The following is a 20,517-nucleotide window of genomic DNA, read 5'->3' as shown; positions in this document are numbered from 1 at the left end:
GAATTATGGATCGCCTGATCTACACCGCCTATTCCGGCATGACCGGGTCGACCGTGCGCCAGCGCGTGATCGCCAGCAACATGGCGAACGCGCAGACCATCGGTTTCCGCGCCGAGATGCTGACGACCACGCCGATGACGCTGAAGGGTCCCAGCCTCGAGGCGCGCGCCATGACCGATGGCGAAGTGCGCGGATCGTCGATGGCGCAAGGTACGCTGATCTCGACCGGCAAGCCACTGGACGTTGCGCTGACCGGCGACACCATGCTTGCGCTGCAGGCCGAGGACGGCAGCGAGGTCTATTCGCGGCGCGGCGATCTGACCGTGAGCGCGGGTGGCGTGCTGGAGAACGGCGATGGCCGCCCGGTCATCGGCGAGAACGGTCCGATCACGGTTCCGTTGGGTTCGAAGGTCACGATTTCGCCCGACGGTGGCGTCTCCGTTGCCAATCCCGAGACACCAGACCAGCCGCCCCAGCTCGTCGGGCGCATCAAGATCGCATCGACCACCGGCAGCCGACTCGAGAAGGGCCTCGACGGCCTGTTCCGCGTGGCTGGGCAGAACGGCGAACCCGGCGTCTTGCCGCAGGACGAAGAGGCCAGGCTGATGGTCGGCAGTCTGGAACAATCGAACGTCGATCCCACCCGCATCCTCGTCGAGATGGTCGAGGCCCAGCGCCTTTTCGACATGCGCACCAAGGTCGTCTCCCAGGCCAAGGAAGTCGACGAATCCAGCGCCTCCCTGATGCGCATTTCCTGATTTCGAGAGGTAAACCCAGATGCCAAGCTCAGCCCTTCACGTCGCCCGGACCGGTCTGGAAGCGCAGGACACGCGGATGCGCGTGATCGCCAACAACCTCGCCAACGTCGGCACCACCGGCTTCAAGCGCGACCGCGCCAACTTCGCCACGCTCGCCTATCAAGACGCACGCGTGGCCGGGCAGCAGTCATCGAACGAGACGGCCTATGCTACCGGCCTCAACCTCGGCACCGGCGTTGCGGTGCAAGCGACCACCCGCATCGACAGCCAGGGCACGCTGCAAAGCACGAGCAACGCGCTGGACCTTGCGCTGGATGGCGAGGGCTACTTTCAGGTGACCATGCCGGGAGGGCAGCTTGCCTATACCCGCGCGGGCAACTTTTCGCGCTCGGCAGAAGGTGTGCTGGTGACGGCGCAGGGCTATCCGCTCAATCCGGCAATCACCATTCCCGAAGGCGCGAGTGCGATAACCATCGCCAATGACGGCACCGTCTCGGCCACGATTGCGGGGCAAAACGAGCCTGCGCAGCTTGGCCAGATCACCGTTGCCAGCTTCGCCAACCCCGGCGGCCTGCGCTCGATGGGCGACAACTTTCTGCAGGAAACCGCAGCCTCGGGCGCGGCGCAGGTCGGTGTTCCAGGGGAACTGGGGCGCGGCAAGATCCAGCAGGGCTACCTCGAAGGTTCGAACGTCAACGTCGTCGAGGAACTGGTCGACATGATCGAGTGCCAGCGCGCCTACGAGATCAATTCCAAGATGATCTCTGCGGTCGACGAAATGCTCCAGAACGCCAACCAGACGCTGTGATTGCCATGGAAACCCCCTTCGATCGCCACTTTGCCCCGGAACACAACGAGAGCCCGCGCCGTCGCAAGACCGCTGTGCGTGCCTTGCTGGTCGGATCGCTGGTCGCCGCCGCTGTCGTTTTCGGCATGGACCCGGCCTCTGCAGCCAAGCCCAAGAAGGGCTTCGAGCCGGTCGTCGCGCCGCCCCTGCCGGTTCAGACCGCGGCCCCGACCGCCGGTTCGATTTTCAACGTCAGCGCCGGATACACCGGCATGGTCGAAGGCCGCCGTGCCCATTCTGTGGGCGATCTGATCACGGTCACGCTGGTCGAGAACATGACATCGGCAAAGACCGCAGTCGCCAGAACCCAGAAGACCGGGCAGTTCTCGGTAACCCCGCCCACCACTGGCCCGCTCTCCTTCATCAAGCCGACTGCCCTTAATGCTTCAGGCGGATCGTCGTTCAATGGTCAGGGCAATGCCTCGCAGACGAGCACGCTCGCCGGCGAGGTTGCGGTGACGATTGCGGAAGTGCGGTCCAACGGCACGGCACTGGTGCGCGGAGAAAAGCGCATGATGCTGAGCCAGGGGCAGGAATGGGTGCAGTTTTCAGGGATCGTGCGCCTTGGCGACATCGATCAGGAGAACCGCATCCTGTCGAGCCAGGTCGCGGATGCGCGGGTTGAATACACCGGCAACGGTTCAGTCGGCCGGGCAAGCCGTGAGGGCTGGCTCTCGAAGTTCTTCAACGCGATCTCGCCGTTCTGAAGGTCATGACAATGCTGGTCCGGTTCATCCTCCCTGTCCTTGCAGCCTTCGCAGCGGCTATGCCTGCGCCCGCCATGGCCGAGCGCGTGCGCGACCTTGGCGAGTTCCAGGGCGTTCGCGCCAACCAGCTCACCGGCTACGGCGTGGTGGTCGGGCTTGCCGGAACGGGCGACGACAATCTTGAATACCTGACGCAGGCAATGAAGGGCACGGCGGGCCGCCTCGGCGTGCAGCTGCCGGTGGGTATCTCGCCAGGCCTCAAGAACGCCGCCGCCGTGCTGGTGACCGCAGAGCTTCCCGCTTTCGCCAAGCCTGGCCAGCGTATCGACGTGACCGTATCGACCATCGGCAAGGCCAAGTCCCTGCGCGGCGGGGCATTGATCCTTGCGCCGCTCTGTGGCGCGGACGGGCAGATCTACGCGATGGCACAGGGCAATCTGGCCGTCGGCGGCCTCGGCATCGCCGCGCGCGATGGCTCGCAGCTGACCGTCAACGTGCCGACCGTGGGACGCATCGCCGAAGGGGCCAGCGTGGAGCGCGCTGCCGCCACAGGGTTCGACAGCGGCGAGGTGCTGCGCTGGAACCTGTTCGATGCCGATTTCATGACCGCCCAGCGCGTGCGCGATGCGATCAATGCGCGCTTTCCGCAATCCGCGACGATCGAGGATGGCGTGACGCTGGCGCTGCGCCTGCCCGCAGGCGCCGACAGTCGCGCCACGACCATGGCTGCGATCGAGATGATCGAGGTGACCCCCGCCGAAACCGCCGCCAAGGTCATCGTCAACAGCCGCACCGGCACCGTCGTGATCAACAGCGCGGTGCGCCTTTCGCCCGCTGCCATCAGCCACGGCAAGCTGGTGGTGAAGATCGACGAGAAGCCGCAAGTCTCGCAGCCCGCGCCGTTCAGCCGGGGCCAGACGGCCGTCGTGCCCAACAGCCAGATCGCAGCGGAAGAAAAGGAAGCAAAGGTCGCGCTGTTCAAGCCCGGCGCTTCGCTCTCCTCGCTGGTCGATGCGCTGAACAAGCTCGGCACCAGCCCTTCGGACCTTGTCGCAATCCTCGAAGCGCTCAAGCAGGCGGGCGCGCTGAAGGCGGAGATGGTGGTGATATGACCGCGATCTCCACCCCCTCGCCCACCCTCTCGCTCACGCCCAAGGCGCCGAACGAGCGCGAGAAGCTTTCGGGCGCGGCCAAGCAATTCGAGGCGATCTTCCTGCGGCAGATGCTGGCCAGCGCCCGCGCCGTCGACTTCGGCGGTGACGATGTGTTCGGCAAGATGGACCAGACCTTCGTCCAGATGCGCGATGAACGCTTTGCCGAAATCGCCTCGCAGACCGGCGCGCTGGGCTTTGCGAAACAGATCGAGAACCACCTTGCCGCGCTACTGCCCGGCCAGAATACTGAAGGAGGCGCATAAGCCATGGCGTCCGACCTCCTCTCCATTGCCCGCAGCGGCGTACAGGCCGCCCGCATCGGGCTTGACGTTACTGCCCAGAACATCGCCAACGCCTCGTCCACCGGCTACGTCCGTCGCTCCGCGGCATTCCGCGAGGTAGCATCGAGCGGCGGCGCCTATCGCATCGGCGACCTCTCGCTGTCGGGCGTTCGGCTCGATGGCATCGTGCGCAACGCCGATGCCTTCCGCCAGGCCGAAGTGCGCCGCACCGGATCTGACGTGGCGCGGGCGAGCGCCGAGGTTTCAGGCCTGCAGAATATCGAATCCGCTATCGAGCAATCGGGGGTGTTCGATGCCATCGTCGGCTTCGAATCCTCGCTGCAGCAGCTGACCCAGAACCCGACCGACACTTCGCTGCGCGCTTCGGTGATCGAGAAGGCGCGGACGATGGTCGGCACCTTCCAGATCGCCTCGCAGGAAATGGACGCCGCCGCCGATGGTCTGCGTTTCCTTGCCACCGATGGCGTGACGCAGGTCAACCGCATCGCACAGGAACTGGCGCGTACCAACACCCGCCTCGCCCGCGCCTCCGACGCCAGCAGCGACAAGACGGCCCTGCTCGACCAGCGCGACAAGCTGCTCGAGGAATTGAGCGGCTATGCCAACATCGCGACCGAGTTTTCCGCCGATGGACAAGTCGCGGTGAAGATCGGCGGCAGCGGTGGCGAGGACCTCGTAACCGGCAACACCGCCGCGACCATGGCGATCACCACATCTCCAACTGATGGCACCGTAAGCTACACTCTCGGAGGCACAGCCCTAACTCTCGCAGGCGGAAGCCTGGCGGGACAGCAACTCGCGCTTGCCAAGGGCGCGCAGCTCAAGACCGACATCGACACGCTCGCCCGCGACATCGTCGACGCCTTCAACAACGCGCAGACCGGCGGCCGCGATCTCGACAATGCCATCGGCGTGCCGATCTTCGCAGGCACCACTGCGGCCTTCATGGCACTCGCCGTAGAGGATGGCCGCAAGATCGCCACGGCCCCTGCCAGCAGCACAACCGCAGGCAACCGCGACGCCACGAACCTCACCGCGATCCGCAATGCGCTGGCTGGCGTCAACCCTTCGGGCACGATGGACGCGATCCTGTTCGACGTTTCGGGCACGCTCGCCGGACGCAACGTGACGCTCGGCGCGCTCCAGACGATTGCTGATACCGCCAAGGTCGCGCTTTCGGCGCAATCGGGCGTCGATCTCGATCAGGAAGCGGTGAACCTAGTAAGATTCCAGCAGGCCTTTCAGGCGTCCGGAAAGGTCATGCAGGTATCATCCGACATCTTCGACACCCTTCTGGGAATCAGGTAACCAGCCATGAGCACGATCTTCGGCACATCTACAGCCGCATTCTTCGAAAGGTCCCTGATGGACCTTACCGCCCTGCGCAAGCAGGCCGAGGAGACGCAGGCCGAGATGTCGAGCGGCGAGCGCCTGCAGCGGTCCTCCGACGATCCGGTCGCCGCTTCGCGCCTGCGACAGCTCGCGCGCGCGGACGTGTTCGACGACATCGATACCGCCGCGACCAACCGCGCCACGACGGACCTCAACCTGACAGACAACGCCCTGTCGCAGTTCGCCAACTTCGTCACGCGCCTGCAGGAACTGGCCACCCAGGCCGCATCATCGACGCTGAGCACCAGCCAACGCGCAGGCATCGGCGAGGAAGTGGCGCAGATCCGCGATAACCTCGTTGCGCTGGCCAACACGCGCGACGGGAACGGCAACGCCCTGTTCGGCGGTGAGAGCGCATCGGACGCCTACACGCTCGATGCGGCGGGCAATGCGACTTATGCCGGGACCGGCGCAGCGGGCGTGATCTCGCTCGGCGGAGGCCAGTCGGTCTCGCGCGGGGTGACGGGGCCGGATTTTCTCCAGTTCCAGTCGGGCGGCGCGACTGTCGACCTGCTGGCCATGACCAAGGCTCTGGCCGATGACCTGAAGTCCGGCACGGGCGGAGCCGCCACGGCCAACGCCGCGCTCACTGCCTTGGGCGATGGCCTGAACGCGATCACCACGGCGCAGACGGTCGTCGGCTCGCGCCTCAACTGGATCGATCTCAATACCGAGCGCCGAACCTCGCTTGCGGAAATGCGCACCGACGAGAAGACCGAAGTTGGCGGCGCGGACCTGACGGAATCCATCGCCCGCCTGCAGAACACCATGCTGGTGCTGCAGGCCAGTCAGGCCAGCTTTTCCAAGCTCGCCAACCTTTCGCTGTTCAGCGTGCTGAACTGAGCGCGACCCAACGTACCGGGAATAGCTGCAAATGTTCGTGATCGTCGGCATCGTCATCCTGCTCGCCATGGTCTTCGGCGGCTTTGCCATTACCGGCGGCGCGCTCGGCCCGGTGATGCATGCGATCCCTCACGAAATGCTGATCATCGGTGGCGCAGCGCTCGGCGCGGTGGTCACCGGCAACTCGATGCACGAGCTGAAGGGCATCGGCGGCGGTTTCAAGAAAGTTTTCAAGGGGCCGCAGCACAACAAGCAGGATCATGTCGACGCGATCGTGCTGTGCACCAAGCTGATGAAGATCCTGCGCAGCGACGGCCCGGTGGCGCTCGAAAGCCACGTGACCGACCCGAAGAACTCCCCGATCTTCGCCGAATATCCCCGCCTCCTCGGCAATGCCGCGCTGGTCTCGCTGATTTGCGACACGCTGACCCTGATCGTGGTCTCCTCGGGAACGCTTGAAGTCCACGCGGTCGAGGACGTGATGGATCACGCGATGAAGACCCACTTCCACGAAGAGGCCGAGGCACAGCATGCGCTGCAGGGCCTGGCCGACGCTCTGCCCGCGCTCGGCATCGTCGCGGCCGTGCTTGGCGTGGTCAAGACCATGGGCTCGATCGACAAGCCGCCCTCGATCCTGGGTGCGATGATCGGCTCGGCGCTGGTCGGGACCTTCATGGGCGTGCTGCTGGCCTATGGCATCGTCGCGCCGATTGCGGGCCGCCTCAAACAGGTGCTCGATCAGGACGAGATGATCTTCCAGGCGGTCAAGCAGGTGATCATCGCCAGCCTGCATGGCTGGCCACAGCCGCTGGTCGTCGAAAGCGCGCGCTCGGGGTTGGGCCATGCCTTCCGTCCCGGCCTGTCGGAACTGCTCGACGCCCTGCGCGGAAGATAAAAGATGGCCAAGGCACCCGCCAAGGGCAAGAACGAGCCCCCCAAGCCGATCATCGTCAAGAAGATCACGGTGATTGCAGGCGGCCACCATGGCGGGGCGTGGAAGGTTGCCTATGCCGACTTCGTGACCGCGATGATGGCGTTCTTCCTGCTGATGTGGCTGCTGGGTGCGACCACGGAGAAACAGCGCAAGGGCATCGCCGACTACTTCACCCCCACGCTGGTCAAGGTGCGGCAGGGCAGCGCGGGCGGCTATGGCGTGCTCGGCGGCTCATCGCTGACCGATGCCGACGATTACCCCCACCGCGCCGGGCAGACCGGCAACAAGACCATCTCGATCCCGCGCGATGCGACCGGCGGTCCCAAGGAAGGCGGCAGCAAGATCAAGCGCAGCCAAGTGATGAAGGAGCGCATCGCGCAGAAGCTCGCCCAGTCCGAAAAGCTCAAGAAGCTGGCGCGACAGGTGCGCATGACCGAAACGCCCGAAGGCATCCGCCTCGATCTGGTGGACGATGCCGATTTCTCGATGTTCCTGCTCGGCACCACGGTGCTGACGCCCGACGCAGCAGAACTTCTGCGCGCGATCGGCCAGGCCATCGCACCCGAGCCGAGCCAGTTGACCATTCGTGGCCACACGGATTCGCTGCCGTGGAAGAACGGCGTGGCCAACAACTGGTCGCTTTCGGCCGGCCGCGCCGAGACGACGCGACAGGCACTGATGCGCCAAGGCATCGGCGAGGCGCGCTTCCGCCGCATTGAGGGCGTGGCTGACCGTGAGCCGCTGGTACAGAACGATCCGGCTGACCCGCGCAACCGGCGCATGTCAATTCTGCTTAGTTACTGATTAACGAAAGACCGGTCAGGTTCTTAAACTTTGGATGAATCTTCCGGTTGCATCAGCAACCGGATGAAGGCAGCCTGTCGCGAGCGTGGCGGTGCGCCGGGCCACAAGCCCGAGCCACGCAGCACGACAGGGAGCAAGAATTCAATGAAGAAGATTGCAGCGTTGGCCACGGTATCCGCCCTGGCGCTGGCCGGAATGGTGTTTGCCGCCGCAGGTGGCAACAAGACTGCAGGGTCCGGAGCGGTCCTGCTGCCGGCAGCAACCGGCGCCTCGGCCCCGGCTTCCGCGCAGGCCACGACAAGTGCCATGGCGGCAAGCGCCGTGATTCCTGACAGCTGGATCTGCGTGTTCCGCAAGGGCTCGGTCACCCGGGGTTCCGAACAGGCTGAAGCCAACAGCGTTGCTGGCAAGGCCGGTGGCCGCGTCGGCCATGTCTATTCCGTCGCCCTGCAGGGCTTCTCGATCAACGCCAAGGCGCAGAACGCAGCAGCGATCGCAGCCCACAATCCGAAGATCGAAAAGTGCGAGGCCGATCAGGTCGCGACGGTGATCGACCCGGTCAATGCGCTTGCCAATGCAGGGGGCGGCGTGAACGCTTCGGCAACCGAAACGATCCCGGCGGGTATTACCCGTGTCGGCGGTGGCAACGCGGCAAACCCGATTTCGGGTCGCGCGTTCGTCATCGATACCGGCATCGACCTTACCCACCCCGATCTCAACGTTGACAAGGTCAACAGCAAGAACTTCGTCGCGCGTGAAAAGTCGCCTAATGACCTGAACGGACACGGCAGCCACGTTGCCGGCACGATCGCCGCCAAGATCAACGGCGCAGGCGTCGTAGGCGTTGCCCCCGGGGCCTTGCTCGTTGCTGTGCGCGTGCTCGATCGCCGTGGAAGTGGTGCATACTCTGCGGTTATCGCAGGCGTCGACTACGTCGCGAAGATCGGCAAGCCGGGCGACGTTGCCAACATGAGCCTTGGCGGACCGGTCTCGGATGCTCTGGATCAGGCGGTGATCAACGCCTCGAACAGCAGCGGCGTCATCTTCGCACTTGCAGCCGGCAACGAAAGCGAGGACGCGAACCTGCATTCGCCCGCTCGCGCGCAGGGACCGAACATCTACACCGTGGCCGCCGTCAACAGCAGCGATGCTTTCGCCAGCTTCTCGAACTACTCCGCAGTCGGCTCGCCAGTCGACTTTGCCGAGCCCGGCGTTTCGATCCTGTCGACCTGGCTGAGCGGTGGCTACAACACTATATCGGGCACTTCGATGGCTACCCCGCACCTTGCGGGACTCGTGCTCATCGGTGGCCCGCGCAACGACGGACGCACCTCAACCGCCGCTGCGAATGGCGTGAGCTTCCCAATCGGGGTGAAGTAGAAATCCCAGTATCGTTAACGAATCGAAGGGCGGCCCCGCAAGGAGCCGCCCTTCTTCGTTACCGGAGAACGCACGAAGGCCCGGCGGTCCGCGCAAGAACCGCCGGGCTCGTGATCACGCCTGGTGGAGACAGGCGTATGTCATGGCTTAGCGCAGCAGCGAGAGGACGTTCTGCTGGCTCTGGTTGGCCTGCGCGATCATCGCGGTCGAAGCCTGCGAGAGGATCTGGGCCTTGGCCATCTGCGTCGTTTCCGCCGAATAGTCGGTGTCCTGGATGCGCGAACGGGCGTCGGACAGGTTGGTGATGTTGTCGTTGAGGTTGTTCACCACCGATTCCAGACGGTTCTGGCCGGCACCGAAGGTCGCACGGGCGGCGTTCACTTCGCCGAGCGCAGTATCGACATCGTCGATGGTCGTGCCGGCGTTGGTGCCGTCAGTGCCGCTGACGTCGAAGGCGACCGTGTTGATCTGCTTCGAGGTGATCGTCACCGTGGTCGCGGTTTCCGAACCGACCTGGATGTCAAAGGTCTTGTCGGCGGCGCTGTCGAACACGGTGTTGCCGTTGAACTTGGTGTCGGAGAGGACCGCGTTGATCTGGTCCTGCAGTTCCTGGACTTCCGTGTTCATGTAGTCACGGTCGGATTCCTGATAGGTCGCCGACTTGGCCTGAACCGCCAGCTCGCGCACGCGCTGCAGCATGTTGGTCACTTCGCTCAGCGCACCTTCGGCCGTCTGGGCCAGCGAGATGCCGTCGTTGGCATTGCGCACGCCCTGGGCCATGCCCTTGATCTGCGAGGTCATCGTGGTGCTGATGGCGAGGCCTGCGGCGTCGTCCTTGGCACCGTTGATGCGCTTGCCGGTCGACAGGCGTTCCATCGCCGTGCCGAGCATCTTGCTCGCCGAAGTCGACGAGTTTGCAGCCTTGATGGCGCTGATGTTGGTATTGATAACCGCCATTTTCCATTCTCCGGTAGGTGGTGTGTCGTTCCCGATAGGACCGCCGGTCAGAGGATCGACACGGCTGTCGGAACAAAGACCGGCAAAGCGCCGCCGGAATTAAGCCACCCCCCGGCAAAAGCCTGCCACCCCTAGGTACTGGCCCTTAGCAATTCCCGACCCCTTAAAGTTTCAACCTGTTTGTCGGTCTCGCGCGAAACAAGGGCCTCGGACGGAATGGTTAACAGGGGTCTTGAAATGATTCGCGATTGCGGAGCACTGCAGTTCACGGAAGCGGCGGCGAAAGCCCATCCGGCGCTGGTCCAGCGCGCGGCGGCAGTGCTGTCGAGCTATGGCGAGCCGGGCGATGCCATGCTGGCCGATGCCTTCGAGAACGCTACCCTCGCCCCGCGCAAGCCGGTCGTCCTGCTGGAACGCTCGCAAGTGCCGGCGATCGAGCGGCAGGCGGGGAGCCGCATTGCAACGCTGCGCTATGCCGATGGCGCAGGCGAGGCCGCCCTTGCCGCCCTGCTCGCCTGCGCCGCCCGTCCCGGCGCGCCGATTGCAGCAGACCCGGAGAGCCTGTCCGTCCTCGCCCTTGCCACGCGGATTGCCGCCTCAGATATTCCTGTCCTGATCAACGGCCCGACCGGCACCGGCAAGGAAGTATTGAGCCGCTTCATCCACGAGCGCTCGGCGCGCAAGGACAAGCCCTTCGTTGCGATCAACTGCGCCGCCATGCCCGAAGCGATGCTCGAAGCGCTGCTGTTCGGCCATCAGAAGGGGGCATTCACCGGGGCCAATACCGCCAGCGAAGGCTTCTTCCGCGCGGCTGCCGGCGGCACCCTGCTGCTCGACGAAATCGCCGAAATGCCTCTCACTCTTCAGGCCAAGCTGCTGCGCGCGCTGCAGGAAGGCGAAGTCGTCCCGCTCGGCGCGACCAAGCCGATCAAGGTCGATGTCCGCGTGATCGCTTGCGCCAACCGCGATCTGCCGCTCGAAGTCGAGGAAGGCCGCTTCCGCGCCGACCTTTACTACCGCCTCAACGTCTTCCCCCTGACCCTGCGCGCGCTGTGCGAGCGGCCCGAGGACATTGCCCCGCTGGCCTTTGCCATGGCGCTGCGTCACTCGCCCGCCAGCCCGTGGATTTCGGACGAGGCGCTGTCCATGCTTTGCGCCCACTCCTGGCCCGGCAATGTGCGCGAACTGGAAAACGTGATGCGCCGCGCCCTTGTCCTTGCCGGCAATGCGGGGGTGATCGGCGCGGAGCACATCGTGTTCGACCGGCCCGCCCGCCTGATCAACGAACCGCTGGCGGTGGTGCCAACCAGCGATGCCAAGCTGTCCAACATCGTCCAGATGTCCGAGGCTAAGGCGATCCTATCGACGCTGGAGGCCTGCAACGGCAGCCGCGTTGCCGCAGCACGCCAGCTTGGCATTTCCGAGCGGACCTTGCGCTATCGCCTTGCCAGCTTCCGTGATGCCGGGATCGAAGTGAACGGTCGTGCTATGGGTGGCAGGCGATGAGCGGCGTCTCAGGCATCGGCGGCCGGGCTTCCGGCATCCAGGACATCATGGCCCTGCGCCAGCAGATCATGGAGCGCTCGCAGCTGCTCCAGCAGGTCAGATCGCCCGAGACCGCAACTTCGGCCAGCGCCACCAGCGGCCCCGCCGGGAGCTTCACCGAAAGCCTCAAGGGCGCGCTCGACAGCGTCAATGCCGCGCAGCAGAAGTCCAGCGCGATCACCGAGGCCTATGAGCGCGGCGAGACGGTCGACATCGCCAAGGTCATGCTTGCCCGGCAGGAATCGGGCGTTGCCTTCGAGGCGACGCTGCAGGTCCGCAACAAGCTGCTGACGGCCTACCAGGACATCATGCGGATGGGAGTGTGATTGAATGGCCGAGGCAAATCCTTCCGGCACGCCCGCAGTCTCACTGACCGATCCGCTTGGCACAGGCATCGGCGCGCGGGCCAAAGCCATGCTCGCCCAGCCATCGGTGCGGCGCATGATCCCGTGGTTCGCGGGTGCATCTGCCGCAGGGCTGACCGGCGTACTGTGGCTGACGATGGCCCCGGCGCCCCAGCGCATGCTCTACAGCCAGCTTTCCGACGGCGAGCGCGCCGAAGTGACCGCCAGCCTCGAAAAGGCGGGCATCCCCTACCAGATCGACAGCGCAACCGGCGCGATCACCGTGGGCGAGGACGATCTTTACAAGGCGCGCATGGCCGCAGCTTCCGATGGCGCCATCGCCACGCCCGAGACCGGCACGCAGATGCTCGACAAGCTGCCGATGGGCGCGAGCCGCGGCCTTGAAGGGCAGCGCCTGCAGGCCGCGCGCGAGCGGGAGCTGGAACTGACGGTGATGGAGATCGACGGCGTCGAAGCCGTACGGGTTCACCTCGCCGAACCGGAAAAATCGGTGTTCGTGCGCGAGAACGTGCCGCCCTCGGCCTCGGTCATGGTCAAGCTGAAGCGCGGGCGGCAGCTTTCGGAAAGCCAGGTCCGCGCGATCGTCAATCTTGTGGCAGGGTCGGTTCCCGGTCTGTCGATAGATGCGGTGCGCGTGGTGGACCAGCACGGCGCGCTGCTGTCTGACCCATCCGGACCCGATGGCGACCGGCTCGAACTGCAACAGCGCATGGAAGAGAAGCTGCGCCAGCAGGTTGCCCAGTTGCTTACCCCCATGCTCGGCGAGGGCAACTTCTCGTCCGAGATCCAGCTCGATCTGGACATGGATCAGGTGACATCGGCCCGGGAAAGCTATGACAAGCAGGGCGTCGTCCGCTCCGAAACGCAGAGCGCCTCGCAACAGGCAGGCGCAACCACGGCGCAAGGCGTACCCGGTGTCACTGCCAACACGCCGCCACCTGCCACAACCGCGCAGGCCGGAGCGCCGCAAGGCACGCCGACGACCGCCGCTGCTCCTGCAGGAGCCAATGGCGAATCCAGTTCGACCCGCACATATGAACTGGGTCGCGAAGTTGCGGTATCGAACCAGACGCCGGGCAAGATAAAGCGCCTCTCGGTCGCGGTCGCGCTCAGTGCAGAGATCATGGCCAAGGCCAAGCCGCAGGACATCGAACAGATCAAGCAACTGGTCAGCGCTGCCGTCGGTGCCGATGCCACGCGCGGCGATCAGGTTGCCGTGGCCGTGCGCGCGTTCAAGCCCGCCGAGGTTACCCCGGCGCCGTTCTGGGAGACGCCGTGGTTCGCCACGATCCTGCGCAACGCGGTCGCCCTGATTGCGGTGCTGCTGGTCCTGCTGCTCGGCGTGAGGCCGCTCATCAAGGCGTTGAAACGAGAGCCCGCCAGCGCGGAGGGCAAGCCGCTCAAGAAGCGGAAAAAGGGCGAAGCCGCAGACGATGATGATGATGATGACGGCGAAGGCGACGCCGAAGAGAGCCCCGAAGCCGTCACGCCCGAGGAAGTGGCTCAGGCCATCCAGCCCGCGCAGGACCCGCAGACCGGCGTGGTCGATGCCGAAGCGCTCGCCCGGCAGGTCAGCCTTGCGCAGCGCCTTGTCGTCGAGAAGCCCGACAGCGCGGTGGTTGCGCTCAAGCAGATGCTCAAGACCCCTGAAGAGGAAGGTGCCAGCGCATGAGCGACCTGATGGAGGCCCCCGCCATGTCCGAGACCGCCATTTCCGATCCCGAACGCGCGGCCGTGATGGTCATGCTGCTGGAGGACGATCAGGCCGCGCAGATCCTTGCGCAGCTGGAGCCTGCCGAACTGCGCCTGCTCGGCGAGAAGATGTGCGCGCTGGGCGAGATCGGCCCGGTTGCCATTGCCCAGGCGATTGCCGGGTTCGTCGAGAAGACCGAGCGCCTGGGCCTGATTGCGCACGATCGCGTAGGCCAGGTGCGTTCGCTCATGACGCGGGCGGTGGGCGAGGTGAAGGCCGACAGCCTGATGCAGCGCATCGTGCCCGACGATCCCTCGCGCACCCCCACCATCGAACTCGCCCGCTGGCTAACCCCGCAGGTGATCGTGCCGCTGATCCGCGACGAACATCCGCAGGCGATCGCCGTGCTGCTGGTGCAACTTGATCCCGAGGTGGCCGCCGCCGTGCTGCATGGCCTGCCCGATGAGATGCAACCGCAAGTCGTGCACCGCATCGCTACGCTCGGCCCGGTCGCGCCCGAGGCCATCGCCATGCTCGACGAACTGCTCAACCGGCGGATCGGCGAATGCCATGGTACGGGCGCGCTCACCATGGGTGGCCCGCGCGAGGCGGCAGACATCATCAACGCCTCGGTCCGCGCGGTGGAAAAGCGGGTCATGCCCGAGATTGCAAAGCAGGACCGCCAGCTGGCCAAGGCCATCGAGAACGAGATGTTCAAGTTCGAGCACCTCTTCGTACTCGACGACAAGTCGATGGGCGCACTGCTGCGCGAGGTGGACAGCGATGCACTGATTGCGGCGCTCAAGGGCATCCCCGAGGACCAGCGCGAAGTCTTCTTCCGCTCGATGTCGAGCCGCGCCGCCGATGGCGTGCGCGACGAAATCGCCGCGCGGGGCCGTATGAAGATGGCGGAGGTGATTGAAGCGCAGAAAGCCATGGTCACTGCCGCCCGCCGCCTCTCGGCCGAAGGCGTGATCGTGTTCGGCGCGGGCGACGACGACTATGTCTGATGCCGTGCGTGCGGTTTCGCTGGCGGATCTTGGACATGCCTCGCCGGGCTTTGCGCGGGACCGCCGCTTCTTCCGCCAGCTTGTCGGTCCCGAGCCAGAAACCACGCCGGTCGAGCACGATCCGGCGGAGCCGCGCGATCCCGTGGCCGAAGCCTGGGCCGAAGGCTATGCCAAGGGGCTCGGCGATGCGCAGGAGGCCGCCGCGCAGTTGATCGCCGAACAGGACGCAGCGCGCAGCCGCATCGAATTCGGCCTCGGCAAGCTCGACGCCGCCATGCAATCCGAACTCGAGGATCGCCTGCGCGAAACCGTGATCGCGTTGTGCGAGGCAGCGATTGCCCCCGCCGCGCTCGATCCCGATGCCCTGACCCGGCGCGTTCAGGTGGCAGCCGCCATGCTTGCCCGCGCAGAGGACCAGCGCGTGATCCGGCTGCATCCCGAAGATCTCGCGCTGATTGCAGCGCGCCTGCCCGAGGAGTGGCACTTCGAACCTGACGCCGGACTGGAGCGTGGCGCGCTGCGCGTCGAAGGCGCGGCGGGTGGCGTCGAGGACGGCCCAGAACAATGGCGCCGCGCCATCAACGAAGCCCTGCGCCAGTGCTGAAGGCAACGACGCCTGCGCTGTTCGAACGCACGCTCGATTCCCTCGCGCTGTGCGAGCCGGATTTCACCCCGTCGCGCTATGGCCTGCTGGCCGCCTGCGATGGCGGGATGCTCGAAGTTTCAGGGCTCTCCGTCCCCATCGGAACGCAATGCCGCATCGCCCATGGCACCGGCTCACTGACGGCGGAGACCGTCGGCTTCCGCAATGGCCGCACGCTGATGATGCTGCTCGGCGATCCGGTGCTGCTACGCCCCGGCGCAAGGGTGCGCCCAGAAGGCCGCCCCGGCATGCTTCCGGTGGGCGAGGCCTTCCTCGGCCGCGCCATCGACGGCGAGGGCAAGCCGATCGACGGCATGGGCCCGATCCACAGCCGCCGCGAATGGCCCGCAGGCGGCGTGCGCGCTGCCGCGCTCGATCGCTCCCCGGTGCGCGAAAGCTTCGATACCGGCGTGCGCGCCCTCAATGCCCTCACCACCTTCGGCGTCGGCCAGCGCATCGGCATCATGGCAGGCTCAGGCGTCGGCAAATCGGTGCTGCTCGACATGATCGCCCATGGGGCCGAGGCCGAAATCGTCATCGTCGGCCTGATCGGCGAGCGCGCGCGCGAAGTGTCCGATTTCGTCGAACGGCACATGCAGAGGTCGAAGCGCGAGCGTTCGGTCATCGTTGCCGTGCCTGCCGACCACGCGCCCAACTTGCGCATCCGGGGGGCGATGCTTGCCACCAGCCTTGCCGAATACTTCCGGGCGAAGGGCAAGCGCGTGCTGCTGATCATGGACAGCCTCACCCGCGTCGCCCACGCCGGACGCGAGATCGCGCTGCTGCTGGGCGAACCGGGCGCAGCACGCGGCTATCCACCCTCTGCACTTGCCACGATCACCAAGCTGGTCGAGCGCGCGGGCAATTCGGCGCAGAGCGGCGGTTCGGTCACCGGGCTCTACACCGTGCTCGCCGATGGCGACAATCAGGACGACCCGGTGGTCGATACCGCCCGCTCGATCCTCGATGGCCACATCGTGCTGTCGCGCGATCTCGCCCAGCGCGGGCAGTACCCTGCCATCGACATCGCCGCATCGCTCAGCCGCGTGATGAACGACATCACCGCGCCCGACCACCAGCGCGCCGCGCGCACCTTCCGCGCGCTCGTTGCCGCATATGAAGCGAACCGCGATCTCGTGCTGATGGGGGCCTATCGCGCAGGTGCGGACCCGCAGCTCGACCGCGCCATAGCCATGCACGAGGCGCTGTCCGGCTTCATCGGCCAGCCCCAGCGCGAGGTCGTGCCGATGGCTGAGAGCATTGCCGCGCTGACCGGGCTGATCGGCCCGTGAAGGCCGAGCGCGCGCGCCTGGCCCGGCTCAAGCGCCTCGAACGCATCCGCGACATTGCCCGCCAGAACGCTCTTGCTGAAGCGGGCAAGGCCGAGGGCACGTTGGCGCAACTGCAAGGCCTGGTCGAGCGAACCCAGCGCCTCTCTGCTGACTACGCCGCGCGCACAGACGCTCGCGACGCGCATGGCCTCCAGCAATTGCGGCACTTCGTCGCCGGGCTTGATCGCATCGCTACCGGAACCCGCGCCGATGCTGAAACCGCGCGGCGCATAGCCGATACCAAGGCGCAGGAGGCCGCCGCTGCCGAACGTCGCCGCGCGGCTGTCGAGGAGCGCGCCGAGGCCCAGGCCCGGCTGATCGCCCGCAAGGTCGAATCCGCAACAATACCTACCGCCACCTCGGCCAAGCGGTCTGGCACAGGCCTTGAATAGTCAGGGCTGACGCCTTCGCGACGGAGCCCTGCCGATGTTCGATCTTTCCGCCCTGCCCTTGCCAACGGCGCTTCAGCCCGCCCCCGCAATGCAGGCGGTGATGCCGGAAATCGCGACGGAATCGGCAGGCGTTGCAGCATCACCTGCGCCTGCACCCTGTTTCGGCGCGCTGCTTGCCCTGCAATCCGTGGCCCCTGCCCCGGCAATCGCCTTGCCGGAAAGCGGCAAGATCTTGCCGGACCCGGCAAACGCCCGCCTGCTCCCGCCGTCCCAGATCGAACGCAAGGGCCTGCAACGCCTGCCGGAGGAAGAGACGGAAGCCGATGCGGCGCTCCCGACCGAGGAACCACAACAGGACATGCTTGTGCCCGACATGGCGATCCTTTCGGCAATCTTCGCGGCGCCGGACCGCCTGCCACCCGCGAACGCTTTCGTTCCGGATGCCGTTGCCACAACGACATCCGATCAGCGCCCACTCGTGGCGGTGCCTCAATCTAGCGCTGCACCGGCGAACATACCCCAGGCCACCGTGGCGCTCGCCAGCACGGCGCAAATCGAACTGCTGCCTGCAGCAAGGCCCGGGAAACAGCATGCCAGCGAGGTTGCTGTCGCGGGGAACATTGAAGCTTCATCGGAACTCGCAGCCGCAAGCGCATCAAGTGCCGCGACACGCCGCCGCGCCCCACTGCAGCGCATGCCGACTGCACCCGAAGCCGCCAGTCCCCCAACTCTCGCAACCCTCGCAACGCGTTCGCAGCAGGCACAGGCGGTCACGCACGATGAGCGCTTAGGCACCGAAACGCCAGATCCCGAAGCTGTCGGCCTGCTCGTCCTCGACCAGCCATCGCGCACTGAGCCGCAGGCCCCGGCCAGCTCTCGGACAGAGCCCGCGCCGGCACGGGTCGACTTCGCCACGCTCGTCGACACCCTCGCCCGTGCCCGCGAAGAAGCATCGCCCCACGCCATCCATGCCTCGGTCACCCATGCCGAGTTCGGTCGCGTCTCGCTGCGCTTCGAGCGTGACGAGGACAATGGGCTGTCGGTGGCAATGAGCAGCGCAGACCCCGGCTTTGCCCGCGCGGTCAGCGCCGCCGCCGATGCTCCGCCAGCAAGCAACGAAACCGCAGGGCAAGCTCCGCGCCAGCAGTCCTCAGCCGACGCCCGCACCAGCCAGGGCCAAGGCCAGCGCCATCAGCCGCAGGACGAGCAAGCCCGACAGCGTCCGGCCACCAACGCCGCGCCTCGCCACGCATCGGCCGAACAGGCCTCCACCAGCCGCGATACGCGCGACATCTACGCCTGATCCTGACCCCCGAACTTCGAGAGAACCCGCATGAGTGACAAGAGCGACAAGGACGACAAGCCTAAGAAGAAGAAGGGCGGCGGCATGATGGTCAAGGTCATCGGCGCCGTGGCCCTGCTCGGCGTTGGCGGCGGGGGCGTGTTCGGCCTCGTCGCGGCCGGAGTCATCGGCGGCGGCCATGCCGAAGAGGAGAAGAAGGACAACAGCCCCAAGCTTATCCGCAAGGGCGAGGAAGACCCCTATGCCCCCAAGGCCAAGGAAGGCGAGGGCGAAGGCGAAATGGCCAACGTCGAGGGAGAAGGCGGCAGCGAGTTCCGCACCGTCTATTACAACTTCCCCGAGGACTTCACCTCCAACCTCAAGAACACCGACGCGCTGCTGCAGGTCAACGTCTCGGCCTCCACCCGCCGCGATTATCGCGTGGTGCTGTGGATGAAGAAGCACGAACTGGCGATCCGCTCGGCCCTGCTCATCGCTATCGCCGATACGCCAGAGGAAGACGTGATCAGCCCCGAAGGCAAGGGCCGCCTGCAAAAGCGCCTGACCGCAGCGATCAACAAGGTCCTCACCGAGAACGAGGGCTTTGGCGGCGTCGACAACGTCTACTTCAAGTCCTTCATCGTCCAGTGATGGCTCAGGCCACAAGGCTCCCATGAAACCCGAACGCGCCTTCATCGCCGAACGTGCCATTGCCCGGCACGATCCGGTCCTGCTGCGTTCCGGCCCCAGCGCGGCGGACCTCGTCCCGGCACTCGCCCGGATGAGCGAGCGCCTGGCCAAAGCCGTGCGCGGCGCGCTGATCCCGCTGCTCGGCGGGGCGGAACCGCAGATCAATCCGATGAAGCCGATGCAGACCGACTTTGCCGACTTCTGCTCGGAAATCCCGCGGCTTGCCGCCAACAGCCTGATGCAGATCGGCAGCGCGCCGTTCATGGTCAGCATCGAGGGCGAGAACGTGCTGCGACTGGTCGACCGCGCTTTCGGCGGCCCCGGCGACACGCCTTCCTCTCTGCCCAAGGAATTCCCGCTCTCCGCCGACCTGATGATCGGCCGGATCGAGCAACTGCTCGCCACATGCCTTGCCTTGTCGCTTGGCGGAGCGGGCGGCCCGGTGCGCAGCATCCGGCGCGATGCCAGCTTGGCGCAGCTTCAGGCGATGCCCGATGCCACGCCGGTCGCCAGCCTCATGCTCAACGTTGTGGAACAGGGCCGAATGCCCTGGGCGATCAACTTCGCTTTCCCGCTCGACACGCTGGCAGCGATGTTCGCGCATGGCGAGGCCAAGCGTCCGGCAAAGCCCGCGCGCGGCCCCGCCCAGCCGACCGATGCACCCTTTGCCGACATGCCGATCGATCTCACCGCCGTGCTGGTCGACATGAGTTTGCCGCTCGCCACCGTCTCGGCCCTCAGCGTCGGACAAGTCCTGCCAGTGCCCATCGCCCGCAACGTGCCGGTCAAGGTCGGAGCCAAGACCTATGCCCACGGCACCATCGGCGCGCTCGATGATCGCGTCGCCATCCAGATCACCCAGCTTTCCTGACTTCACGAAGAGGCCACCAGCACATGACCTTCCAGCCCCGCGGTTTCGATTTCCTCAAGGACGTCGATGTCCGCCTGACCGTAGAACTCGGCCGCACTGCGATGAAGCTCAGGGACGTTCTGTCACTTTCAGAGGAATCCGTCGTCACGCTCGACCGGATGACCGACGAGCTGCTCGACGTCATGGTCAACGGCAAGCTGATCGCGCGCGGCGAGGTGGTGGCACAGGGCGATCGCTTCGGCCTCAGGATCGTCGAACTGGCGGGAAGCGAGCCGGAGGAAGCATCTGCGGCCACCCCCGCGAAGAAACCGGCCAAGGGCGGGGACGACTGATGTTCTGGTATATCCTCAAGCTGCTCGTGCTGTTGCCGCTGATCGGTGGCCTTGCATGGGCCAGCCTCAAGTTCGCCAAGCGCATGGAAGGCCGTTTCATGGCCGGGTCTGCGCCCAAATCGGTCCGCATCGTCGAAACGCAGATGCTGTCCCCGACGCTGCGCCTTGCCGTGCTGGAATTCCACGGCCGCGAAATCCTCGTATCCGCTGGCAAGAACGGCCTAGTCCGCCTCGCCGAAGCCCCCGCGCGGCCCAAGGCAGAAGCGGAGGACGCCCAGTGAAGCG

The 20,517-nt window shown here is 65.8% G+C and carries 23 protein-coding genes; 22 read left to right on the top strand and 1 reads right to left on the bottom strand.

Annotated features, from left to right (window positions below; genetic code table 11):
- The first annotated feature begins 5 nt into the window (after nt 1-5).
- The 10 genes from ACZ1JX_RS00505 to ACZ1JX_RS00460 all read left to right on the top strand — a co-directional run bounded on the left by ACZ1JX_RS00505 (nt 6) and on the right by ACZ1JX_RS00460 (nt 9,121).
- Nucleotides 6-758 carry a flagellar basal body rod protein FlgF gene (locus ACZ1JX_RS00505; protein WP_465124887.1) on the top strand — a complete coding sequence of 251 codons (753 nt, stop codon included), beginning with the start codon at nt 6-8 and terminating at the stop codon, nt 756-758.
- A gap of 19 nt (nt 759-777) precedes the next feature.
- Entirely contained in the window at nt 778-1,566 is a 789-nt protein-coding gene (flgG, locus tag ACZ1JX_RS00500; protein WP_465124886.1) for a flagellar basal-body rod protein FlgG, read from the top strand.
- Between the two features lie 5 nt (nt 1,567-1,571).
- Complete coding sequence (locus ACZ1JX_RS00495; RefSeq protein ID WP_465124885.1) at nt 1,572-2,312, top strand: flagellar basal body L-ring protein FlgH; 741 nt, start codon at nt 1,572-1,574, stop codon at nt 2,310-2,312.
- Between the two features lie 11 nt (nt 2,313-2,323).
- Complete coding sequence (locus ACZ1JX_RS00490; RefSeq protein ID WP_465126459.1) at nt 2,324-3,424, top strand: flagellar basal body P-ring protein FlgI; 1,101 nt, start codon at nt 2,324-2,326, stop codon at nt 3,422-3,424.
- Entirely contained in the window at nt 3,421-3,729 is a 309-nt protein-coding gene (locus ACZ1JX_RS00485) for a rod-binding protein (protein ID WP_465124884.1), read from the top strand. The genes ACZ1JX_RS00490 and ACZ1JX_RS00485 overlap by 4 nt, the downstream gene beginning before the upstream one ends.
- A 3-nt stretch (nt 3,730-3,732) precedes the next feature.
- A complete protein-coding gene (gene flgK / locus ACZ1JX_RS00480) occupies nt 3,733-5,076 on the top strand; it encodes a flagellar hook-associated protein FlgK (RefSeq protein ID WP_465124883.1) in 1,344 nt (447 codons plus the stop codon).
- Nucleotides 5,077-5,082: 6 nt separating this feature from the next.
- On the top strand, nt 5,083-6,003 hold the full coding sequence (locus tag ACZ1JX_RS00475; RefSeq protein ID WP_465124882.1) for a flagellin N-terminal helical domain-containing protein: 921 nt from the start codon (nt 5,083-5,085) through the stop codon (nt 6,001-6,003).
- 31 nt (nt 6,004-6,034) lie between these two features.
- Entirely contained in the window at nt 6,035-6,898 is an 864-nt protein-coding gene (motA, locus tag ACZ1JX_RS00470; RefSeq protein ID WP_465124881.1) for a flagellar motor stator protein MotA, read from the top strand.
- A 3-nt stretch (nt 6,899-6,901) separates the two neighbouring features.
- Nucleotides 6,902-7,741, top strand: a complete 840-nt coding sequence (locus ACZ1JX_RS00465) for a flagellar motor protein MotB (RefSeq protein ID WP_465124880.1) — start codon at nt 6,902-6,904, stop codon at nt 7,739-7,741.
- Between the two features lie 144 nt (nt 7,742-7,885).
- Nucleotides 7,886-9,121 (top strand): S8 family serine peptidase, encoded by a 1,236-nt coding sequence (locus tag ACZ1JX_RS00460; RefSeq protein ID WP_465124879.1) that lies wholly within the window; start codon nt 7,886-7,888, stop codon nt 9,119-9,121.
- Between the two features lie 147 nt (nt 9,122-9,268).
- On the opposite strand, the gene ACZ1JX_RS00455 is transcribed toward ACZ1JX_RS00460, so the two are convergent.
- The gene (locus tag ACZ1JX_RS00455; RefSeq protein ID WP_465124878.1) at nt 9,269-10,078 is read right to left on the bottom strand and encodes a flagellin N-terminal helical domain-containing protein; all 810 of its coding nucleotides are present in this window, start codon (nt 10,076-10,078) and stop codon (nt 9,269-9,271) included.
- A 237-nt stretch (nt 10,079-10,315) separates the two neighbouring features.
- Between ACZ1JX_RS00455 and ACZ1JX_RS00450 the strand changes: the two genes are divergently transcribed.
- The 12 genes from ACZ1JX_RS00450 to ACZ1JX_RS00395 are packed head-to-tail and all read left to right on the top strand — an operon-like array spanning nt 10,316 to nt 20,513.
- Nucleotides 10,316-11,584: a sigma-54 interaction domain-containing protein gene (locus ACZ1JX_RS00450; protein ID WP_465124877.1), complete on the top strand. Its 1,269-nt coding sequence runs from the start codon at nt 10,316-10,318 to the stop codon at nt 11,582-11,584.
- Nucleotides 11,581-11,949 (top strand): flagellar hook-basal body complex protein FliE, encoded by a 369-nt coding sequence (gene fliE / locus ACZ1JX_RS00445; RefSeq protein ID WP_465124876.1) that lies wholly within the window; start codon nt 11,581-11,583, stop codon nt 11,947-11,949. Before ACZ1JX_RS00450 ends, fliE begins: the two co-directional genes overlap by 4 nt.
- Nucleotides 11,950-11,953: 4 nt before the next feature.
- Nucleotides 11,954-13,660, top strand: coding sequence for a flagellar basal-body MS-ring/collar protein FliF (fliF, locus tag ACZ1JX_RS00440; RefSeq protein WP_465124875.1), 1,707 nt, complete (start codon nt 11,954-11,956; stop codon nt 13,658-13,660).
- Nucleotides 13,657-14,691, top strand: a complete 1,035-nt coding sequence (fliG, locus tag ACZ1JX_RS00435) for a flagellar motor switch protein FliG (RefSeq protein WP_465124874.1) — start codon at nt 13,657-13,659, stop codon at nt 14,689-14,691. Before fliF ends, fliG begins: the two co-directional genes overlap by 4 nt.
- Nucleotides 14,684-15,295 carry a FliH/SctL family protein gene (locus tag ACZ1JX_RS00430; protein ID WP_465124873.1) on the top strand — a complete coding sequence of 204 codons (612 nt, stop codon included), beginning with the start codon at nt 14,684-14,686 and terminating at the stop codon, nt 15,293-15,295. Before fliG ends, ACZ1JX_RS00430 begins: the two co-directional genes overlap by 8 nt.
- A 47-nt stretch (nt 15,296-15,342) precedes the next feature.
- Nucleotides 15,343-16,626 (top strand): FliI/YscN family ATPase, encoded by a 1,284-nt coding sequence (locus ACZ1JX_RS00425; RefSeq protein WP_465126458.1) that lies wholly within the window; start codon nt 15,343-15,345, stop codon nt 16,624-16,626.
- On the top strand, nt 16,623-17,057 hold the full coding sequence (locus ACZ1JX_RS00420) for a hypothetical protein (RefSeq protein ID WP_465124872.1): 435 nt from the start codon (nt 16,623-16,625) through the stop codon (nt 17,055-17,057). The genes ACZ1JX_RS00425 and ACZ1JX_RS00420 overlap by 4 nt, the downstream gene beginning before the upstream one ends.
- A gap of 34 nt (nt 17,058-17,091) precedes the next feature.
- Nucleotides 17,092-18,360, top strand: coding sequence for a hypothetical protein (locus ACZ1JX_RS00415; protein ID WP_465124871.1), 1,269 nt, complete (start codon nt 17,092-17,094; stop codon nt 18,358-18,360).
- A 30-nt stretch (nt 18,361-18,390) separates the two neighbouring features.
- On the top strand, nt 18,391-18,990 hold the full coding sequence (locus tag ACZ1JX_RS00410; RefSeq protein ID WP_465124870.1) for a flagellar basal body-associated FliL family protein: 600 nt from the start codon (nt 18,391-18,393) through the stop codon (nt 18,988-18,990).
- 22 nt (nt 18,991-19,012) lie between these two features.
- The gene (locus ACZ1JX_RS00405; RefSeq protein WP_465124869.1) at nt 19,013-19,900 is read left to right on the top strand and encodes a FliM/FliN family flagellar motor switch protein; all 888 of its coding nucleotides are present in this window, start codon (nt 19,013-19,015) and stop codon (nt 19,898-19,900) included.
- Nucleotides 19,901-19,923: 23 nt separating this feature from the next.
- Nucleotides 19,924-20,232 (top strand): flagellar motor switch protein FliN, encoded by a 309-nt coding sequence (fliN, locus tag ACZ1JX_RS00400; RefSeq protein WP_465124868.1) that lies wholly within the window; start codon nt 19,924-19,926, stop codon nt 20,230-20,232.
- The gene (locus ACZ1JX_RS00395) at nt 20,232-20,513 is read left to right on the top strand and encodes a flagellar biosynthetic protein FliO (RefSeq protein ID WP_465124867.1); all 282 of its coding nucleotides are present in this window, start codon (nt 20,232-20,234) and stop codon (nt 20,511-20,513) included. The genes fliN and ACZ1JX_RS00395 overlap by 1 nt, the downstream gene beginning before the upstream one ends.
- Nucleotides 20,514-20,517 lie beyond the last annotated feature (4 nt).

It is taken from the genome of Novosphingobium sp. BL-A-41-Hi4A-0G (assembly GCF_055521735.1).
Note: the sequence above shows the minus strand (reverse complement) of the source record. Positions and strands in the feature narration are given on the sequence as shown.